The organism is Sinorhizobium alkalisoli, assembly GCF_008932245.1.
In the GTDB taxonomy this organism is placed as follows: domain Bacteria; phylum Pseudomonadota; class Alphaproteobacteria; order Rhizobiales; family Rhizobiaceae; genus Sinorhizobium; species Sinorhizobium alkalisoli.
In genome coordinates, this window is the sequence record NZ_CP034910.1 from 1,167,318 (window position 1) to 1,183,785 (window position 16,468).

General features: G+C 57.9%; 12 protein-coding genes and 1 pseudogene. 9 read left to right on the plus strand and 4 right to left on the minus strand.

Translation table 11 applies throughout. The features are described from left to right. Positions 1-223: 223 nt before the first annotated feature. Positions 224-685: an Lrp/AsnC family transcriptional regulator gene (locus EKH55_RS23250; RefSeq protein ID WP_151613328.1), complete on the minus strand. Its 462-nt coding sequence runs from the start codon at positions 683-685 to the stop codon at positions 224-226. A gap of 149 nt (positions 686-834) precedes the next feature. On the opposite strand from EKH55_RS23250, the gene EKH55_RS23255 reads away from it, so the two are divergent. The 3 genes from EKH55_RS23255 to EKH55_RS23265 all read left to right on the plus strand — a co-directional run bounded on the left by EKH55_RS23255 (position 835) and on the right by EKH55_RS23265 (position 6,054). Continuing rightward, positions 835-2,616 carry a tyrosinase family protein gene (locus EKH55_RS23255; protein ID WP_151613329.1) on the plus strand — a complete coding sequence of 594 codons (1,782 nt, stop codon included), beginning with the start codon at positions 835-837 and terminating at the stop codon, positions 2,614-2,616. Positions 2,617-2,643: 27 nt separating this feature from the next. Beyond that, entirely contained in the window at positions 2,644-4,395 is a 1,752-nt protein-coding gene (locus EKH55_RS23260; RefSeq protein WP_151613330.1) for a hypothetical protein, read from the plus strand. 63 nt (positions 4,396-4,458) lie between these two features. Further along, positions 4,459-6,054 (plus strand): hypothetical protein, encoded by a 1,596-nt coding sequence (locus EKH55_RS23265; RefSeq protein WP_192803794.1) that lies wholly within the window; start codon positions 4,459-4,461, stop codon positions 6,052-6,054. 221 nt (positions 6,055-6,275) lie between these two features. Here EKH55_RS23265 and EKH55_RS23270 read toward each other — a convergent pair whose 3' ends face one another. Both EKH55_RS23270 and EKH55_RS23275 read right to left on the minus strand, forming a co-directional pair. Then, positions 6,276-6,722 carry a type II toxin-antitoxin system VapC family toxin gene (locus EKH55_RS23270; RefSeq protein ID WP_151613331.1) on the minus strand — a complete coding sequence of 149 codons (447 nt, stop codon included), beginning with the start codon at positions 6,720-6,722 and terminating at the stop codon, positions 6,276-6,278. Next, positions 6,719-6,974: pseudogene (locus EKH55_RS23275) on the minus strand (type II toxin-antitoxin system Phd/YefM family antitoxin). The gene EKH55_RS23270 and the pseudogene EKH55_RS23275 overlap by 4 nt, the downstream one beginning before the upstream one ends. Before the next feature lie 210 nt (positions 6,975-7,184). Here EKH55_RS23275 and EKH55_RS23280 point away from each other — a divergent pair. Continuing rightward, complete coding sequence (locus EKH55_RS23280) at positions 7,185-7,961, plus strand: ABC transporter permease (RefSeq protein ID WP_192803795.1); 777 nt, start codon at positions 7,185-7,187, stop codon at positions 7,959-7,961. A 12-nt stretch (positions 7,962-7,973) separates the two neighbouring features. On the opposite strand, the gene EKH55_RS23285 is transcribed toward EKH55_RS23280, so the two are convergent. Next, positions 7,974-8,954 (minus strand): capsular polysaccharide export protein, LipB/KpsS family, encoded by a 981-nt coding sequence (locus EKH55_RS23285; RefSeq protein ID WP_427915849.1) that lies wholly within the window; start codon positions 8,952-8,954, stop codon positions 7,974-7,976. 221 nt (positions 8,955-9,175) lie between these two features. On the opposite strand from EKH55_RS23285, the gene EKH55_RS23290 reads away from it, so the two are divergent. From EKH55_RS23290 to EKH55_RS23310, 5 genes are all read left to right on the plus strand, one after another. Beyond that, complete coding sequence (locus EKH55_RS23290; protein WP_192803797.1) at positions 9,176-10,210, plus strand: capsular polysaccharide export protein, LipB/KpsS family; 1,035 nt, start codon at positions 9,176-9,178, stop codon at positions 10,208-10,210. A 199-nt stretch (positions 10,211-10,409) separates the two neighbouring features. After that, complete coding sequence (locus tag EKH55_RS23295) at positions 10,410-11,348, plus strand: N-acetylneuraminate synthase family protein (RefSeq protein ID WP_151613334.1); 939 nt, start codon at positions 10,410-10,412, stop codon at positions 11,346-11,348. Then, entirely contained in the window at positions 11,349-12,518 is a 1,170-nt protein-coding gene (locus tag EKH55_RS23300) for an acylneuraminate cytidylyltransferase (RefSeq protein WP_151613335.1), read from the plus strand. Positions 12,519-12,522: 4 nt separating this feature from the next. Then, positions 12,523-13,779: a DUF6716 putative glycosyltransferase gene (locus tag EKH55_RS23305; protein WP_151613336.1), complete on the plus strand. Its 1,257-nt coding sequence runs from the start codon at positions 12,523-12,525 to the stop codon at positions 13,777-13,779. Positions 13,780-13,908: 129 nt separating this feature from the next. Then, on the plus strand, positions 13,909-16,344 hold the full coding sequence (locus tag EKH55_RS23310; protein WP_192803798.1) for a glycosyltransferase family 4 protein: 2,436 nt from the start codon (positions 13,909-13,911) through the stop codon (positions 16,342-16,344). Positions 16,345-16,468: the final 124 nt, after the last annotated feature.

A 16,468-nucleotide genomic window follows, 5' to 3' on the forward strand; every position in this document is an offset into this window, starting at 1 on the left:
GGAGATCTACCGGTGAGATGAAGCCGACCCTTCGATGAAGTGATGAAGTGACGGCGTTTGATCGCTTCAAGATCTGGCGCAACTCCGCCAGAGTCGATCTATGATCGATCTGCAGGACCTTGCCGGGCGCGGCCCGGCAGGGTCTCAGGCGCCAACCGCTATGCACCAACGCATTCGCGAAGCCCATGGTTGCTTGCCGATCTGACCGTCCGCAACTGCCGGATCAGAGGGGAAGTATTTCGTTCTGTCTTACCGTGCGCACGACAATTGAGGACGAGTAGTTACGAATCGGAATGTCCGCATAAATTTCAAGAAATCGGTAGATATAGTCCGTGTATTCCCCGGCGTCGCGGAATTTGGCCAGGAGAACAAAGTCAAAATCTCCCGATATCAGGTGGCAATGCTGGATCTCCGGCCGTTTCTCCAAAATTCTATACATGCGCTGGTCAATGTCGGCACTGTCTTTTTGCAGCTTGATCATAAATATCGCCGTCACCTGAAAACCCAGCTTTCTCTCGTCGAGAATGGCACGCTTGGCCTTTATCAGCCCATGGCTTTCCATCTTTTTGATGCGGCGATAACAGCTCGTCGCTGAAAGCCCAACGCTCTCACTCAGGAGTTCCAAACTCATGGTGCAATCCTCCTGAAGTTTCTTGAGGATCTTCGTATCCAGCAGGTCCGCCATGAAGCCTCCGCCCTCGTTCTAAAATTGCAAAAATTGCGTCGATGTACACCTCATATTTGCAAAATCTCTCCGCGCATTCGGTCTAATCTCACGCTACCACAAGTGGTGAAATCCGCAATTGAGGGCGTCGTCTTTGGGGGGAGGATCGGATGATTATTGCGAAGCCGACATGGGATGCCGACGTCAAGAAACTCTTCGTGGCGCCCTTTTGGATTGCACCAGATCGCCGGGCCGATGTGGCGCGGCAGTGGATCGGGTGCATGCGCGGATATCTCATAGATTTGGATGACGTGGCATCGGTCAGGGAATGGTCGGTGACCATCTACAATCATCTGGCATCTCGCAATATGCCGCTGACCACCGACACGAGCCAGTTCTGGCCGATCGATGCACTGGAAACCTTTCGCCTATGGGTCAATCAGGGCTGGCGTGTCAATGAGGGTTCCCCCTTCGATCCCGCAAATCGCATTCCGCCGCCCGATTTGCCGCAACAGGTGAAACGCGTGCGGCCGGACATACGATCGCTGAGCGCGGGGGAAATCGATGTCTACCGCGCGAAACTCGACGACGTCATGCAGATTGGCGACCCCGACAGCGGTTCTCCCTGGCAGCGATACGCCTACGTGCACACAAATTGGTGCTTGCACTACCAAGAGGCCTTCGCACTGTGGCACCGTGCCTACTTGCTCTATCTTGAAGAACTGATCGACCACGCCATCCCCTTTTGGGATTGGATGGCGGAGGATGCCAGCGTCGACGGCAGCCCGGAGGCGGGAATTCCGCAACCATTTCTCGATGAGACCTACGTCCACCCCGTCACCGGGGAAAAGCGACCCAACCCTCTCCGATATGCGGCGGCCAAGGACGGCAAATCGAAGCTTTGCGCCATAGGAAAGATGCGCGGTCCGGATTGTCGTTTCGTCCAGCGCAATCCGCTCTTCTATACGTCCGGCGAAACTGATCGCGAGGAACGAACGAAGCTCTACGCGATGTCGAGGATCTTCCAGCAGCAGGTGGTCGACGCCCTCAAATTCGGCACCTTCAGCACACCGCAAGGCTTCCCGGGATACCCATGGGCAAACATTCAGGAGTTCGACCCGCCACAGCCGGACGATCTCTACCCGTATCGCGAGGTCAATTTCGACGGCCTGTTTGAGCAGCCGCATGACAACTATCACGGCTGGCTCGGTCCTGACATGGGGGACAACGCCTATACGGCATTCGACCCGCTGTTTTCTTCTTACCACGCCAACATCGACCGCATGCTGGAAGTCTGGATCCGAAATCACCCGGATGCACAGTTCACAACCCAGACGCCCTTACAGCCCTTCCTCGGACCCGGCGCTCGAGAGGTAAGCTTTTCCACTGCCGATCATTGGCGGTACACGTCGCTCGGGCAAATGGCGCAGGACTCGCGCAGGATCGGATACGACTATGGCGAACCGGTCGCCAGACAGTTTCAAGGCGATACGTCGCTACCGCAGGCACGGAGAACGTCTGCCTCGGCGTCGATCCTGGAACGCGGGCCGTGGGTTGTGTTCGACGGCGTGCGCTGCACCCATGACAGCTATGTGATCGACGTGTTCATCAATCTTCCCGAGCCAACACAGCAGGATGCCGCCTGCGGAAACAAGCACTATGTCGGCCGTTTCAGCCGGATCGGCATGGGCATCGCCGATGACAAGGGGAGGTGCATCACACGCGGTGTCTCGCGCGTCCTCAACGCCGGACCGTCGATCCGCGCCCTCGAACTTCAACAATCCGACGAACCGCACGTCAGCTTTATCGTCAGCCAGCTCGACAGCGGCCGGGTACTGACCGCCGAAGAGTACCAGGCGCTTCCCGGCTTCATCCCAAAACTCATCTGGGGCGATCCGCGCCAAACCGTCGTCAGCCGCACACGGAACAGCGGCGGCTGCTGCATGCACTGATCATCAACCTTTACCAGGAGATCTGAAATGAGCACGCCTTTTTCCCGATTTAGCTCTCCCGCCCACCAGGCACGTAAGGATTTCGCGGACCTCGACCTGGAGGGATACTTGCCGGCGTTCGACGCCAACTGGAACAACAATGTGGCCGGCTGGACCGAAATGGCCATCATCGGCAATCCCTGGTCCAATCTGAATGACGCGCCTCGAGCGGATTACTACAATCCTCTTGTCGAGGGGTTCGGAACCGACGGCGATGCAGTTATCAGTTGGACTCCCTTTCCGAACCGGTTGATCGCGTTCTTCACGCCACCGGACGCGAAGCAGAACCCTCAGCTCGGCCGGCCCCTGACCATGGACGAGGTGATGAGCATGGCGGATACCGGCGAAATCACCGTAAACGGCACCGTCTACAAGCTCTACGATCCAGCAGGCAAAGCCCCCATCCTGCAAATTCCGCAGACACGCTGCCCGCAAATTGACTGGACCGGCCAATACGTCGATTTCTCGCCTTCCGGTCCGCGTGGGTGGCTCGATGAATATTGCGAATGGTCCGTCACCTATGATTCGACGGGGACCAAGATGCAGAGTGTGATGTTCACGTGCGAAAACCCCGCCTACTATCTCACCCTTTGGCGCGTCAATCCGAAGGCAGTTCTCGGTCTCTATCGGATGTATGTCGATCCCGCCGTGGAGCTCGAAGACCTGTATCTGCGCTACCCGGTCGATCAGCCGACCGGCAAGAAGGGTGAGCCGGTCATCGATCCGACGACGGGGCGCCCCGCCTATGACGTCACCAATAAGTGGAACTGCGGCACGGTACGGGTTCCGGGCAAGTCGGGCGGCGCGCTTCACCTGACCTCCGGACCGAACACCCTCAGCGCGGAGATCTATCTCGCGGCTGCCGCAACGATCCAGCGACCTGATGCGAGTAGCCGTGATCCGCAAAGCCTGATCTGCTGCGCGAAATATGGGCAGAACTTCCGCAATTCCGACCCGCACATCGGCTTCGTCGCCAATAGGGCGGCGGGACAAGATCGCATCTCGCTGACCGACCCGGTAGGCCTCTATATTCAACAGCCTCAAAATCTGGCGAACTGGAAAGGCCCGAACGGTGTGCCTGTTGGCCAGTATTGGACGAACACTCGCGGTACCCCGGGCACCGGTCCAAACGGGTCCGATCAGGTTCTCCATGCCGTGTTCGAGATTCCGGAAAGTGCCGGCTTCTCGATCAACGATTGCTACATCGAAATCGGCAGTGAAAAGACCCCCTTTCAACATATCGGCGTCATTGCCAATCAGATGAAGATTGCCTTGGCCGCGACGCTAATGGCGCCGACAGGGGCGCTTCAGCCTCAAATGAAGTGTGTCTCAGATCGGGTGAGCGGACTGCAGCCCTGGCCCGTACAGTTGATACCGACTGAACTGTTCTACGGGCTGTCGCCGACCGACTTACCCGCACTGATGAAACCGGGAACCGAGCATAGCTTCGTCCTCGTCGTGCAAGGAGCCGACAAGAACACGACGCCTGAGACCGCTCGCGTGGAGTTCTCCAATCCCGGCGTGACCGCGAAGGTCACCCAGTTTCTACCGGATGCATCGGCAATTCCCGGCCAGACCGACGGCGGCGGCACCCAGGCCTTCATCATGGACGTCGCCATCGCCTCCGGAACGGCGCCCGGACCGGTCATGCTGCGCGTGCTCAATCCGGCCGAACCCACAAACCCCTCCGATGCCGAGCATCCGTGGGAGAGCGGGCTCGGCATCGTCCCGAACCCCTGAAGGCGAAAGAATGCCTCCGGGCCAAGCGGCCCGGAGGTACCACGAAAGACAAGGAGGCGTGTCATGACGAATAGACGTTTCAGTGCAGGAACTTTCGCTGCCTGGATCCTGCCCTCCATGTTGGCGGCGGCATTGTTGCTGGGGGCGCCGACGGTCGAGCCCAGGAGGGCGCTTGCCCAATCCGCAGATCAATGCGCCGATCAGCTGATTTTCGATCCGAAAAAGGGGACGTTCTTGACCAGCGACATTCTCTTCCTGCCGACGCAAGAAGGGGCCAATTGTTACGCATGGCAGATGTTCGTTGCGATGAACTGGCCGGTCAACCCCGGCTGGCCCGCCGCGCCGGCACTGGCGGGCGAGCCCGACCGCACGGCGAGTGTGGCGGAATGGGGAGTCCAGTTCTCGCCGACATCGCCGATCTCCAGCGTTCCCGTATGGGGAAGTTTCAAGGCCGCAGAAGAAATCTTCCTACCCAACGCGGCACCGCCGAGCGGATGGGGAGTTCAAGAACCGCCACCTGCGGAATGCCGGAGCGACAAAATGATTTTTGGCTATCCGACGGAATCAGTACGCGTCCTCAGCGCGATATCCAAGAACGCGGTCAATAGCGCGCACCGCTTCAATCTGTCGAGCGGAACCCGCGACACGGTTTCCCAGGAGATCATGGAGGCGACAGGCGGCTGGCTGACGGATCAGAAAGGAGAGCTGGTATTCTTCCAGCGCACCGTGGGAAAGGCCGAGTTCGATTACATCGTTGACAACAACCTCTTCGACGCTGCGGATCAGTTGCGCGTCGCGACAAATCAGGATGGGCAACATCCGAAAGGTCTTTCGCTGCCGCGCGGCGGCATGCTTAGAACCCCTCCCTCCGATCCACAGCCGCAGGAAGAGCTCGGTGCATTCGAGATCAAAGCCGCCTGGCGTATCCTTACCGGCGAACCGGCGATGTTCAGTCGTTACATGACGACCGTGGCCTGGCTGAAGCGCCCGGATACGGGGCGATGCAGTCAGGAGGTCGTCGGCCTTGTCGGCCTTCACATCATTCACAAGACCGACACCTTTCCGGACTTTATCTGGGCGACTTTTGAGCAGGTCGACAACGTTCCGGGTGGCTCAGGCGCACCGCCAGTAAATGGCTACTCGTTCAACAATCCGGACTGTACCGGGCCCGACTGCACGCCGAACCAGCCTCGCATCGAGTGTGACGGCAACACGTGCCGGGACCTGTATCCCCGCGATCAGCCGGTTCAAGTGGACCGAGGCCAGAAGACCCCTAATAACCTGGTTGAGCTGAACAGCAGCGTCCAGCAGAAGATCGCCTCCCTCACCGGCGGGAAGTCCATCTTCCAGTACTATGAGCTGGTGAACGTCCTGTGGGATCAGAGTCCCAGCAGCGAACCCACTCTGGAACCAGGAGCTGGTGCCACCGTGCCTCTCCGCTATGGCACCTTTCAGTCGGAAGGAAATCTCCCAGTCGCCAACACGACACTCGAAACCTACATTCAGAGCCGCTCATGTGATGCCTGCCACGCCAGTGCGACGATCGCCGGCAGTGACACACTGGCATCAGACTTCTCCTTCCTATTCGACGACGCTGGCTCGTCGAAGGCTCCGCATCTGGTGGAGCAGGTCAAACAGTTCGCGGAGCAGTCAAAATGAACAGAATTCCAGTATGTTAACCCTGCCGCGGCCACCTCTCCGGTATTCGCCGTCGAAGATCGAAGCAGGGGGCGCTATGTCAGGAGAAGGCGGAATATTCGTCCAAGAAAGGTGTTTTCCCGGATCAAGCTCGCGATGAAAGAACGAATGATATTCCCGTCCGAAAACGCCGCTTTTGGAATTCTCGACGGGCTGATGAGACGGATGCAACTCGCGAGATGTCAGCGGGCCACTTGAGCCGGTGATTTCACTTTGATCCCGAACGGGCGAAAATGTTGCAGCTTGGCGGTGATGACCGTCAGGCGGTGAAAGCTGGCGGTTCCCGCAATCATGGCATCGGACGCGCCGAGATTGTGACCGGCTGCAATGGCCCTGGCTTCCAATTTGCCGCTTTCCCGTGCAACATCCGCATCTACGGGCAAGATTCTGTCGCCGTAACCGGCGATCAAGCCCTTCAAGAATAGCTCTATTCCTGCCGCTTTGGCCTTTGAGCCTCTGGCTTCCAGAAGCCGTACGCCCTTTTCAATCTCGTGGACGGTAATGGCTGACAGGTAGATCGCGCTAACCTGCTCCTGTTCTTCCAGCCAGTCCGTAAATTCGGGGGTGGCCGTGGCCCGAGAAGGGGAGAACATGGATATTGCGTTCGTATCGATCAGGTAGCCGGTCACAGATCGACCTCACGCGAGGGAGCCGGATTTCGGGCAAACACATCGTCGTCGAGATTGAGGTCGGCCGGGAAAGATCTCAGATACTGGACCAGGCTAGGGCGTTTACGAAGCGCTTTCTTTGCCGCTTCTGCGGCTCCCACAGAGACGAGCAGCGCGGCCGTGCCGCGTGATCGTGACAAACTCAGCAGCGGCCGCTTGATCCACGATGTTCGAAAAGCCGGCTTTGGCGTCCTTGAGGCTGATCGTTGACATTCTGGTCTGCCCTGAAATGGTCATATATGACCTTTTAGGCGCTACGGCCGATGAAACCAAGGTCAGACTGTCAGTCCGCAGAGAGCCTAGTTCCCCGCAAGAGATGATGCTACTGGTGCGGCCCCAATGATGGCGGGTGAACTGCTCCTCTCCTCGGGTTCAAGCGGAGGGGCCGCACCACGCGCAGCGCGATCCTGTATGAGGCGAAAATTGAAGCTCATAGAACAGCATCTCCGGGTCACGGCAGCGCTCATCGTGCGCGAAATGTCGACGCGCTACGGCTCCAAACCCGGCGGCTATCTCTGGGCGGTGTTCGATCCGGTCGCCCATGTGGCGATGATGACGCTCATCTTCCAGGCCATCGCCCGCATGCCGGCGCTGGGCCTGAGCTTTCCGCTATTCTTCGCGAGCGGCTATCTGGCCTTCACCTTCTACCAGCGCATGTCCTCCTTCATGGCCGGCACGATGAAGGCCAACAAGGCGCTTTTCTCCTATCCGATCGTCTCGCCCTTCGACGCGATCGTCTCGCGCTTCATCCTGCAAGTGATGACCGATGCGCTTGTGGCGATGCTCATCCTGTTCCTGATCATCGAGATCGGCGGCGTCAGCCAGCCGATGAACTATGCCGGCATGATCGAGGCCGCGGGCGCGGCCGCGGTGCTGGGCCTCGGCATCGGAGCGATCAATATCGTGATGTTCGCCCGCTCGGCGCTCTACGAGCAGATCTTCGGCATCATCAACCGCCCGCTCTTCATGGTCTCCGGCGTCTTCTTTCTGCCGGAAAACCTGCCGGAGCCCTTCCGCAGCGTGATCCTCTACAATCCGCTGGTCCACATCATCATGTGGTTTCGGAGCGCCGTCTATGCTGAATACCGCGCTGACGGGTTGGACAAGGGCTACGTCCTCGAAATCGCGCTCGTCTGCTTCGTGCTCGGGCTCACGCTGCTGACAGCCTCGATGCGGCAGATCCGCGAGGATCGGGTTTAGTGCGACGGCACGTCAGGCCGCCATCTGCTCGGCCCGCATTCTGGCGAGAACATCCAGCGCCTCTTCGATCTCGATCGGCCTCTTGGTGACCGGGTCGAGATATTTCGCGTAAAGGAGATAGGCTGCGGCAAAGACTTCATCGATCGAAAGCGTCCGGTTCCGCCGCGGATTCGGCTGCCGATCGTCCGTCAGCCCCCAGCCGGAATAGAAGGGGCAGCCGACCGTCGTCACCTTGATGCCGCGCAGCACCGCCTCGAAGCCGGAAAGCGACGTTATCGTGTAGACGTGATCGATGGTATCGAGCGCATCCGCGAGGCTGATATCCTGCGTGAGGATCATTGCGATGTCGCGCACCAGCGCCGGGTCGGACTTCGCCTCCGCCGTACCTTTCAGCACTTCCGGATGCGGCTTGTAGATGATCTGGGCGTCCGGATTCTCCATGGCGGCGAGCCGAACGAGATCATTGTTCGTCATCTTTCGCGCGCAACCATAGGCGATCGACGCATCGCGCTCCACCTGACCGATCACGAGCACACGCTTTCGCGTCTTCTCGCCGTAGACGGCGCCAATATCGAGCCGATGCCCGGAATTGTATTTGCTGAGCCGGCTTGCAAGCAATTGCTCCCGCGCGGCCCGCGCCCGACGCATCAACCCGGGGTCGCCCGCGAAATCATAGGTCCGGAGAATGTCCTCCAGATCGGTCGGGCCGTTGGCGTTGAAATACATGTCCTGCGTGTCGAAGGCGAGCGACAGCGGCGGCACTCGGAGAGCGCCAAGCGCCACCGAGCGGATGAAGCCATCCTCGACATAGTGGAACGGAATGCCGTGGCGGGCGCAGAAGGTTTTGATTTCAGTGGGACCGTTATATTGCCAAACCAGCACCTTGGACCGCGGGTCCTGGAGAAGCCGCCGCTTCCAGTAGAGCTCGAATTCAAATGGCAGGAGACGTGGTCGTGAGAAAATCACATTGGCATCTGAGAACCAGTCACGCATATAGCGCTTCCAGCGGCTGAAGCCGAAGAGGAACAAGGGATATCCGCGCGCAGCAGGGGAGCGTTTCGATAATGAGTACATTTGAATTTCCCGCATGCAGCCGCTATGGGTCAGCTTCAATCAGCTTGTTATAGCGCTTCAAGATGATGCAACAATCAGGCTATACGCCGTTTTCCCGGACGTCGGCATCAACCATACCTCTCTCTAAAATGGAGATGCGAATGGCACGTCAAGCCGTTTTCTTCGGTTTCGAGCCGTGGAAGAAGCGTATTCCTCAGTGGTTTGCCGACAGAGACTGCAAAATTATCAGCCGCTTCCCAATGCGGATGCTGCGGCGAGGCTGGCCTTTCCGCCTGCTTTTGCCGTCGCAGCAGGAAGTATTCGTCTGGGGCTTCAAATATCCGGGCTTTTTGAAGGCCTTCTGCAGGCTGTTTCGCATTCCTTTCTGCCATGTGGAAGATGGTTTCGTTCGCTCCGTGTCCCTTGGCGCTTGGAGGGCAGCGCCTGCATCCCTGATCCTTGATCGAAAAACGGTGCATTACGACGCCCGAAATCCGTCGGACCTCGAACACACGCTGCAAAACTACGACTTTGACGCCGATCAAATGCTGATGGAAAGGGCGGACCGATGCATTCGAATGCTCATCGAAATGCGAATCAGCAAGTACAACCAGGGCAGACGTATCGATCTCGAAGAGCTCCTTGGGCCGAAGATTAAGAGACGTGTTCTCGTGATCGGTCAGGTAGAGACCGATGCAGCTATCGCATTTGGCTGCGACAGACCGCTGACTAACAATGATCTTGTTTACTTGGCAGCGTCTGAAAATCCCGACGCAGAGATCATCTACAAGCCACATCCTGAGGTGCTGCACGGTACGCGTAAGGGTGTTTCTAACCCAGCGGACGTCGCGCATTTATGCGTGATTCTGAAAGAGGACGTCGCGCCGGCCGACGCGCTCGACGGCGCCGACCACGTCTACACCATCACCTCGCTGATGGGCTTCGAGGCGCTCTTGCGCGGCAAAGCCGTGACCTGTGTTGGGTTGCCCTTTTACGCAGGCTGGGGAGTTACGGACGATCGGCAACCGAACCCTCGGCGAACCCGGCGCCTTTCTGTGCGGGAGATCTTCGCCGCCGCCTATCTGTTGCATTCCCGGTATTTCGATCCGGAGACGGGTGAGCCGACTGACTTGGAGTCAGTCGTGCGCCGGTTGAGCGAAATGCGAGCTGTCACACCACTGCAACAGCGGCAATAGAAGTTATCCACAGCTTCGACTTATCTGGCAGGCAACTGTCAAATGCATTAGACGCCGCGATTGCCTTTGGCGGGAGGAGTGTCTAAGCACAGCCGAAGCGCCTGATGCTTGTGCGTATCGTGTGCCTTGGTCGGCCTCGATTCGTGTTGATCCGATTGATGTCGATGGGTGAGTCCGTCGATCAAAAAGGGAGCCCCATATGACCGAAACCAAAGAAATCAAGGTGATTGCCGAAATCGGCTGCAACCACATGGGCAACATGGACACTGCCAAGGAGCTGATCCGCGTTGCAGCCAAGGTCTGCGGAGCGCATGTCGCGAAATTCCAGAAGCGTCACAACCGCGAACTGCTGACGCCCGAGGAATATGACCGGCCGCATCCGGTTCCCGCCAACTCCTATGGCAAGACCTACGGTGAACATCGCGAATTTCTTGAGTTCTCGGTCGGCCAGCACAGAGAATTGCAGGAAGAATGCCGGGCGATGGGTATCGATTACTCGACATCCGTCTGGGACCTGACCTCCGCCCAGGAAATCGCCGCCCTGAAGCCCAACCTCATCAAGCTTCCCTCGGCCACCAATCAGCACTATGTGCTCCAGGAATTCCTCTGCAAGAACTATGACGGCGAGATCCACGTCTCTACCGGCATGACGACGCATGACGAGACGGACCGGCTGGTGAAGTTCTACGAAGAGCGTGGCCGCGCCAAGGACCTCGTGCTCTATGCTTGCACCTCGGGCTATCCGGTCGCCTTCCCCGACATCTGCGTGCTTGAAATCAATCGCCTGCAGGAGCGCTACGGCGACAAGGTCAAATCGATCGGCTTCTCCGGCCATCACCTCGGCATTGCCGCGGACGTTGCCGCGATGACGGCCGGTCTCATTGGTCACCAGATCTACGGCAAGGGCGAGTTCGAATATGTCGAGCGTCACTTCACGCTCGATCGCACCTGGAAGGGCACGGATCATGCCGCCAGCCTCGAGCCGGATGGCCTGCGCCGCCTGTGCCGCGACCTGAAGAACGTAAGCAAGGCAGTCTCCTACAAGGAGAAGGAAATGCTGGATGTGGAACTCGTCCAGCGCGACAAGCTGAAATGGCGTGAAGAAAAGCACGGCGCCCACATCCGGCAAGCCTCGTAAATGAAGGTCGTTGCCGTCATTCCTGCTCGGGGAGGCTCGGTCGGCCTTCCGGGCAAGAACATAAAGCCCTTGAACGGTGTGCCGCTGGTAGGACGCGCCGTGCTCGCGGCCGCCAAATCCGAATACATCTCCGGCGTCTATGTCTCGTCGGATTCCTCGGAAATCCTTGACGTGGCTGCAACTTTCGGCGCCGTCGGGATCAGGCGCCCCGCCGAAATCTCGGGCTCGATGGCAAGTTCGGAATCAGCTCTTATCCATGCGCTGCAGGAGATCGAGGGCATATCGGGCAAGGTGCCGGATGTGCTCGTGTTCCTCCAATGCACGTCCCCTTTTACCACCTCCGAGCAGATCGATGCAGTCGTGTCGAAGCTCCTCGAGGAGCAGGCGGCAAGCGCCTTCAGCGCCATCGAGGACCACGGCTTCATCTGGCAGACTGGCGAAGATGGAACGGCCGTCGGCATCACTCACGATCACACGAAGCCGCGCCAGCGGCGGCAGGACATGACGCCGCGCTACCGGGAAACCGGTGCGATTTATGCGATGCGCGTTCCGGAATTTCTTGAACGCGGAAACAGGTTTTGCGGCAAGACCGCGCTCGTGCCGGTCGAGATGCCGCCGATTGAGATCGACACGCCGGAAGACTGGATCGTCGCCGAGACCTATGCCCGCCTGCATGATCCGCATCGCCTTGCGCCGGCGAATAAGATTAAGGCGCTCATCACCGATTTCGACGGCGTCCACACCGATGATTGCGTAATAGTCAATCAAGATGGCAGCGAGGCGGTGCGCTGCAGCCGCAGCGACGGCATGGGTATCGAGATGCTCAGGCATCGCGGGCTGAAATTGCTCATCCTTTCGCGCGAGCAAAACCCGGTCGTCAAAGCGCGAGCCGCGAAACTGCAAATGGACGTGTTGCACCACATTCGCGACAAGCTGCCGGCGCTTGACGCCTGGCGCTCGGAACTTCGGCTGGAATGGCGTGAGATCGCCTATATCGGCAATGATATCAATGATCTCGATTGCATGAAGGTCTGTGGTATGAGCTTCGCTCCGTCCGACGCACATCCGGAGGCAAAGGTGATCGCGACCATGGTGCTGCAGAAATCCGGCGGCAGCGGCGCACTGAGGGAACTCAGCGAATACCTGATATCGAACGATCTGATTGGTTAAGCCGATGCGCGTACTGGCGCTCGCCTCCTATGATTCCTTTCTCAATGTCGCCGGACTGATTGCGCCGTATTTTGAGCGAGCCGGCTGTACGGTCGAGTTCGCGCTTGTGGCCGCACGGCGCAAGAAGCAGATCAGCGACACGCAACTGCAACGACAAGGCTTCGCTTCGAAGATTCGCTGGATCGATATCGAGGATTTCTGCAGATCAGGCGAGATCGCTGGTTACGACATCGTGCTTTCCTGCCTTGAGGGCCTGTCCACCCGCCGCCTGATGCATCACCTGATCCAGCTCGGCAGCGGGCGCCCACTGGTGGTATCCGCCTATCCCGGGCTCGTCCTGCGCCATGCCTATGACGGCTTTTCCATGCGAACCGGCAGCGACCTGCTCTGGCTGAACTGCGAGGCAGATGCCGAGGCATACCGCTCCATGTGCGCCGCCTTCGGTCTGGATGGAGGCAATGCGCGCGTCTTCGGCGTTGGCGCCCTATTGGAGTCTGTGACGCGCGAGCCGTCCGCCGAATCAGGGCCCGTCGTTTTCTTCGAGCAGGCGGTAATCCCGCGCTACCACGACGAGCGCGAGTTCCTGGCCGAACAATTGGTCCTCCTCGCGAAGCGTTTCCCGCAAACCCAGTTTGCCGTGAAGCCGCGCACCATGGGCAAAGATGCGGCTCTGCATCGCTCCTGGCACCCGATCGAACCGCTGATCAAGGCGTCGGCAGTGCGGCTGGGTGGCTGGCCCGGCAATCTGAGTCTCACCTCTGAAAAGGCGTCGGTGCTCCTTTCGAAGGCTTCGCACTGCCTGACTGTCTGCTCAACCGTCGCCGCCGAGGCGATCCATGCCGGCGTCCCGACAGCGATCATCGGCGACTTCGGCGCGCACGATGACTATGGGCTCCAATATTTTTATGGCTCCGGACTGATCCGGACTTTTGCCGAACTCGATTTTCCGCTTGAGGGAAAACCGGACGCAGGCTGGCAGGCGCGCTTTATCGGCGATCCAAATCGGACGGTTGAGGAAATGGCCACAGAGTCCGTACGTCTCGCGCGCCTTGAACGGCGGCCGATGACTGAGAAGCCGTTGCGGGCTGAAATGTCGCCGGAGCTGCGGGCGTATCTGACCCGCGGCGCTGGACCTTCCAGTGTTCTCAGCCGGGCATACCAAGCGCGGAAGAAGCAGACGCGGTGGCTCCGGATACCGGCGCTGCCATTAGTGCCGAGGGTTACCTCAGCTATAGCAGCTCTCCTTAGAGGCAAGGGCTAATTCACTGCATCTGGAGCGTCGCCTGGGATCCAGCCTTGATCCCCTTTTTCGAAAAGGCAGCCCCGCGTATTTCGCACGTGCACAATTGGAACGCAAAACATACGAACATCCCACAAAAGGAGATAGATGATGCGGCTACTCATGTTTTGCGAGAATGCAAATCAGGTTCATCTTTGCGACAATCTGGTTTCGTCGGAATTTTTTCCTTCACACGTAGAGCCAGAGGTCCTTATTCTCGATTGGGACAGAGAGACGGTTGCATGGGTAGTGGGGACAATTGGCCGCACCGGCTGGGAGGTATCGGTCACCAACATCTTTGACGCGGTCGCTCCCGTCCTGCGAAAGGCAGTCACATCAGCTAAAAACGCGAAAGACCGGAAGTCCGCCTTGGTGGACATGGGGTTCGAGTATCTGAAGCAATATTTTGGGCGCGCGGATGTTCTGTTGGTTCAGTTCAATGACGCGAGCTTGCGAGGTAGTTCCTTAGCGGCAGTATGCCGGAACACAGGACTGCGTCGCCTACTCCTTCAGGATGGTTTTCTCAATTTCGTGAGCAAGACATCAAATCTCGCTGGCACGGATCAGAACTACCAGTGGGGAGCAACCCACCCGGAATTCGTTGCGGTCTGGGGCGAGGCTATGAAAGATGCCTTGATCCAGCGGCACAACAGTAACCCTGGCACGATAATGATCACTGGCCCCGCTAAGCCTGAAATTGCGGTTCCAGGGATCGTGGAGCACGGTGCGAAACCCGACGGCGGGCGCATAAGAGTTCTTTGGGCCGACCAAGCCATCCTCGACCAGAAAAAGGCTGATAAGTCTGCTTGGCTAAACGAGTTTGCCGACATTGCCAATTACCTATCTGAATTTGATACGTCTCTCCGTCTCCATCCTTCAACGAAGGAGACGAGCAGAATTGATCTAGAGGCGAGCGTTGGTGATAAATTTTCGGTGTTGCTCACGGGAAGCCCCAAAATTGGGGAGGATGAATTGCACACCTACGACGTCGTCGTTACGTATTACTCGACTGTATTCCTGGACTGCTTGGCAAACAATATCCCGTGCGTGATCTACAAGACGCGGTCCGTCGACATCGAATTGCCTCACATCGATCACCCACTCCTGATGTACTGCAACAAAGCGCAAGAGATTCCCGAGGCCGTGAGGCGGGCCGCTCAAGTAAAAGCTCATGGAGCGACGCCACCAGACATATTCCGATATATCAGGCAAGCAGACGGTATAACTGGTATAGCAAAACTCCTCGCCGAAGCGCTGCCACTGTCGAAACAGGACAAGGCGGCCGTCATCCAGCCGATCGTACGAGATATCGAAATCTACTCCAATGTCCGGCGTCTACTCGGCAAGCGCGTTCTTGTTGTCGGCGGCTCGTTCGGTAACCATATTGGTGTCGGGAAGCCGATAAAGGTATTCGTCGAATACCTGCGTGGTCTCGATTTGGAGATCGATTTCCATTTGGCAACAGCCGGCGATGGTGAAAATCTTCTCAAGAAAATATCGGAAGCATCGTTGGTGTTGATCAACTCCTTCGATGTGGTTCGAATCCTGAAGGAGCGCGAGCTCGCTGATGCGGTAAAGATTTGCGAGCTTCGATCGACACCGATCGTGTTCTATTGCCACGAGACTCTTTTCGTTTACCGCCGACTGCTCTCGGAGGTTGGCGGTAAAGTCGATGCCTTCGTGAAAAACGTCCTGCCGAAGACACACGCACTCGCCGTCAGTGATCGACAGGCTGATTGGCTTGGTTCCCTTGGGTGCAAGAGCGTGCGCACGGTTTACAACAGCATCGGATCGAAATTCATTCCGGTAGAAACCGGCAAGAATATTGAAGGGCGGCCCGTCATTCTGATGGTCGGCACCCAGCAAAGACGGAAAGGCGTTGAACTGTTCTCGCACGTGGCAGACATCGCCGCTGAGCGCGGGCTGGGATGGAGGTTCGTCTGGCTCGGCGCTTACACCAAGGCGGCAGATGGTTGCTACAAATCGGATGCTGTAGATTGGGTTGGTCATGTTAGCTCTGAGGAAGTCCGTCAGTGGCTGGCGAAGTCCAGCGCATTCTTCCTGAGCTCAATCGACGATCCACTTCCTCTCGGGGTGGGTGAAGCTTTGATGAGTGGCATCCCCAGTTTGGTCTATGTGGATACAGGTTTCTCGGACTTCATCACCCTCCACCAGGCGGGCGAAGTGTTCAATATTTACGAGCCGCATGTGGCTCTGGAGAAGCTGAGAACGATAATAGATCGTCGCACCGAATACAAAATAAGTCCTGACTTGGTGCGCGATATCGTTGGTGTGGAGGCATTCGGAAAACGGATGCTTGTAGCGCTCGGGGAAATTCTCGCATCTGCTGCTCCGGAGTATACTTACAGCAAGCGGGCTTCTGGGCCAGTGGCGCTGCACCGGGTGATGAACGGCAATGGGGACGGGAACGGTAAGTCACGTAAGCAGGGCCTGAAATGGAAGATCCTGTATGGACTTGAGGATAACTTGCCTGCGTTTGTGGTCAAACCGGGTGAGAAGATGCTTAAGAAACTAGGAGTTATTTAGCCGCTTTGTAATCGTAGCGTTGACGCAAAACGACGCCTTATGCCATCAGTCGAAAACATCTGGGAGAGGGCTGATGGCAGTGGTAACGGACGTTTCGAGAGAGAGGGCGCGCGCGCTTGGCATT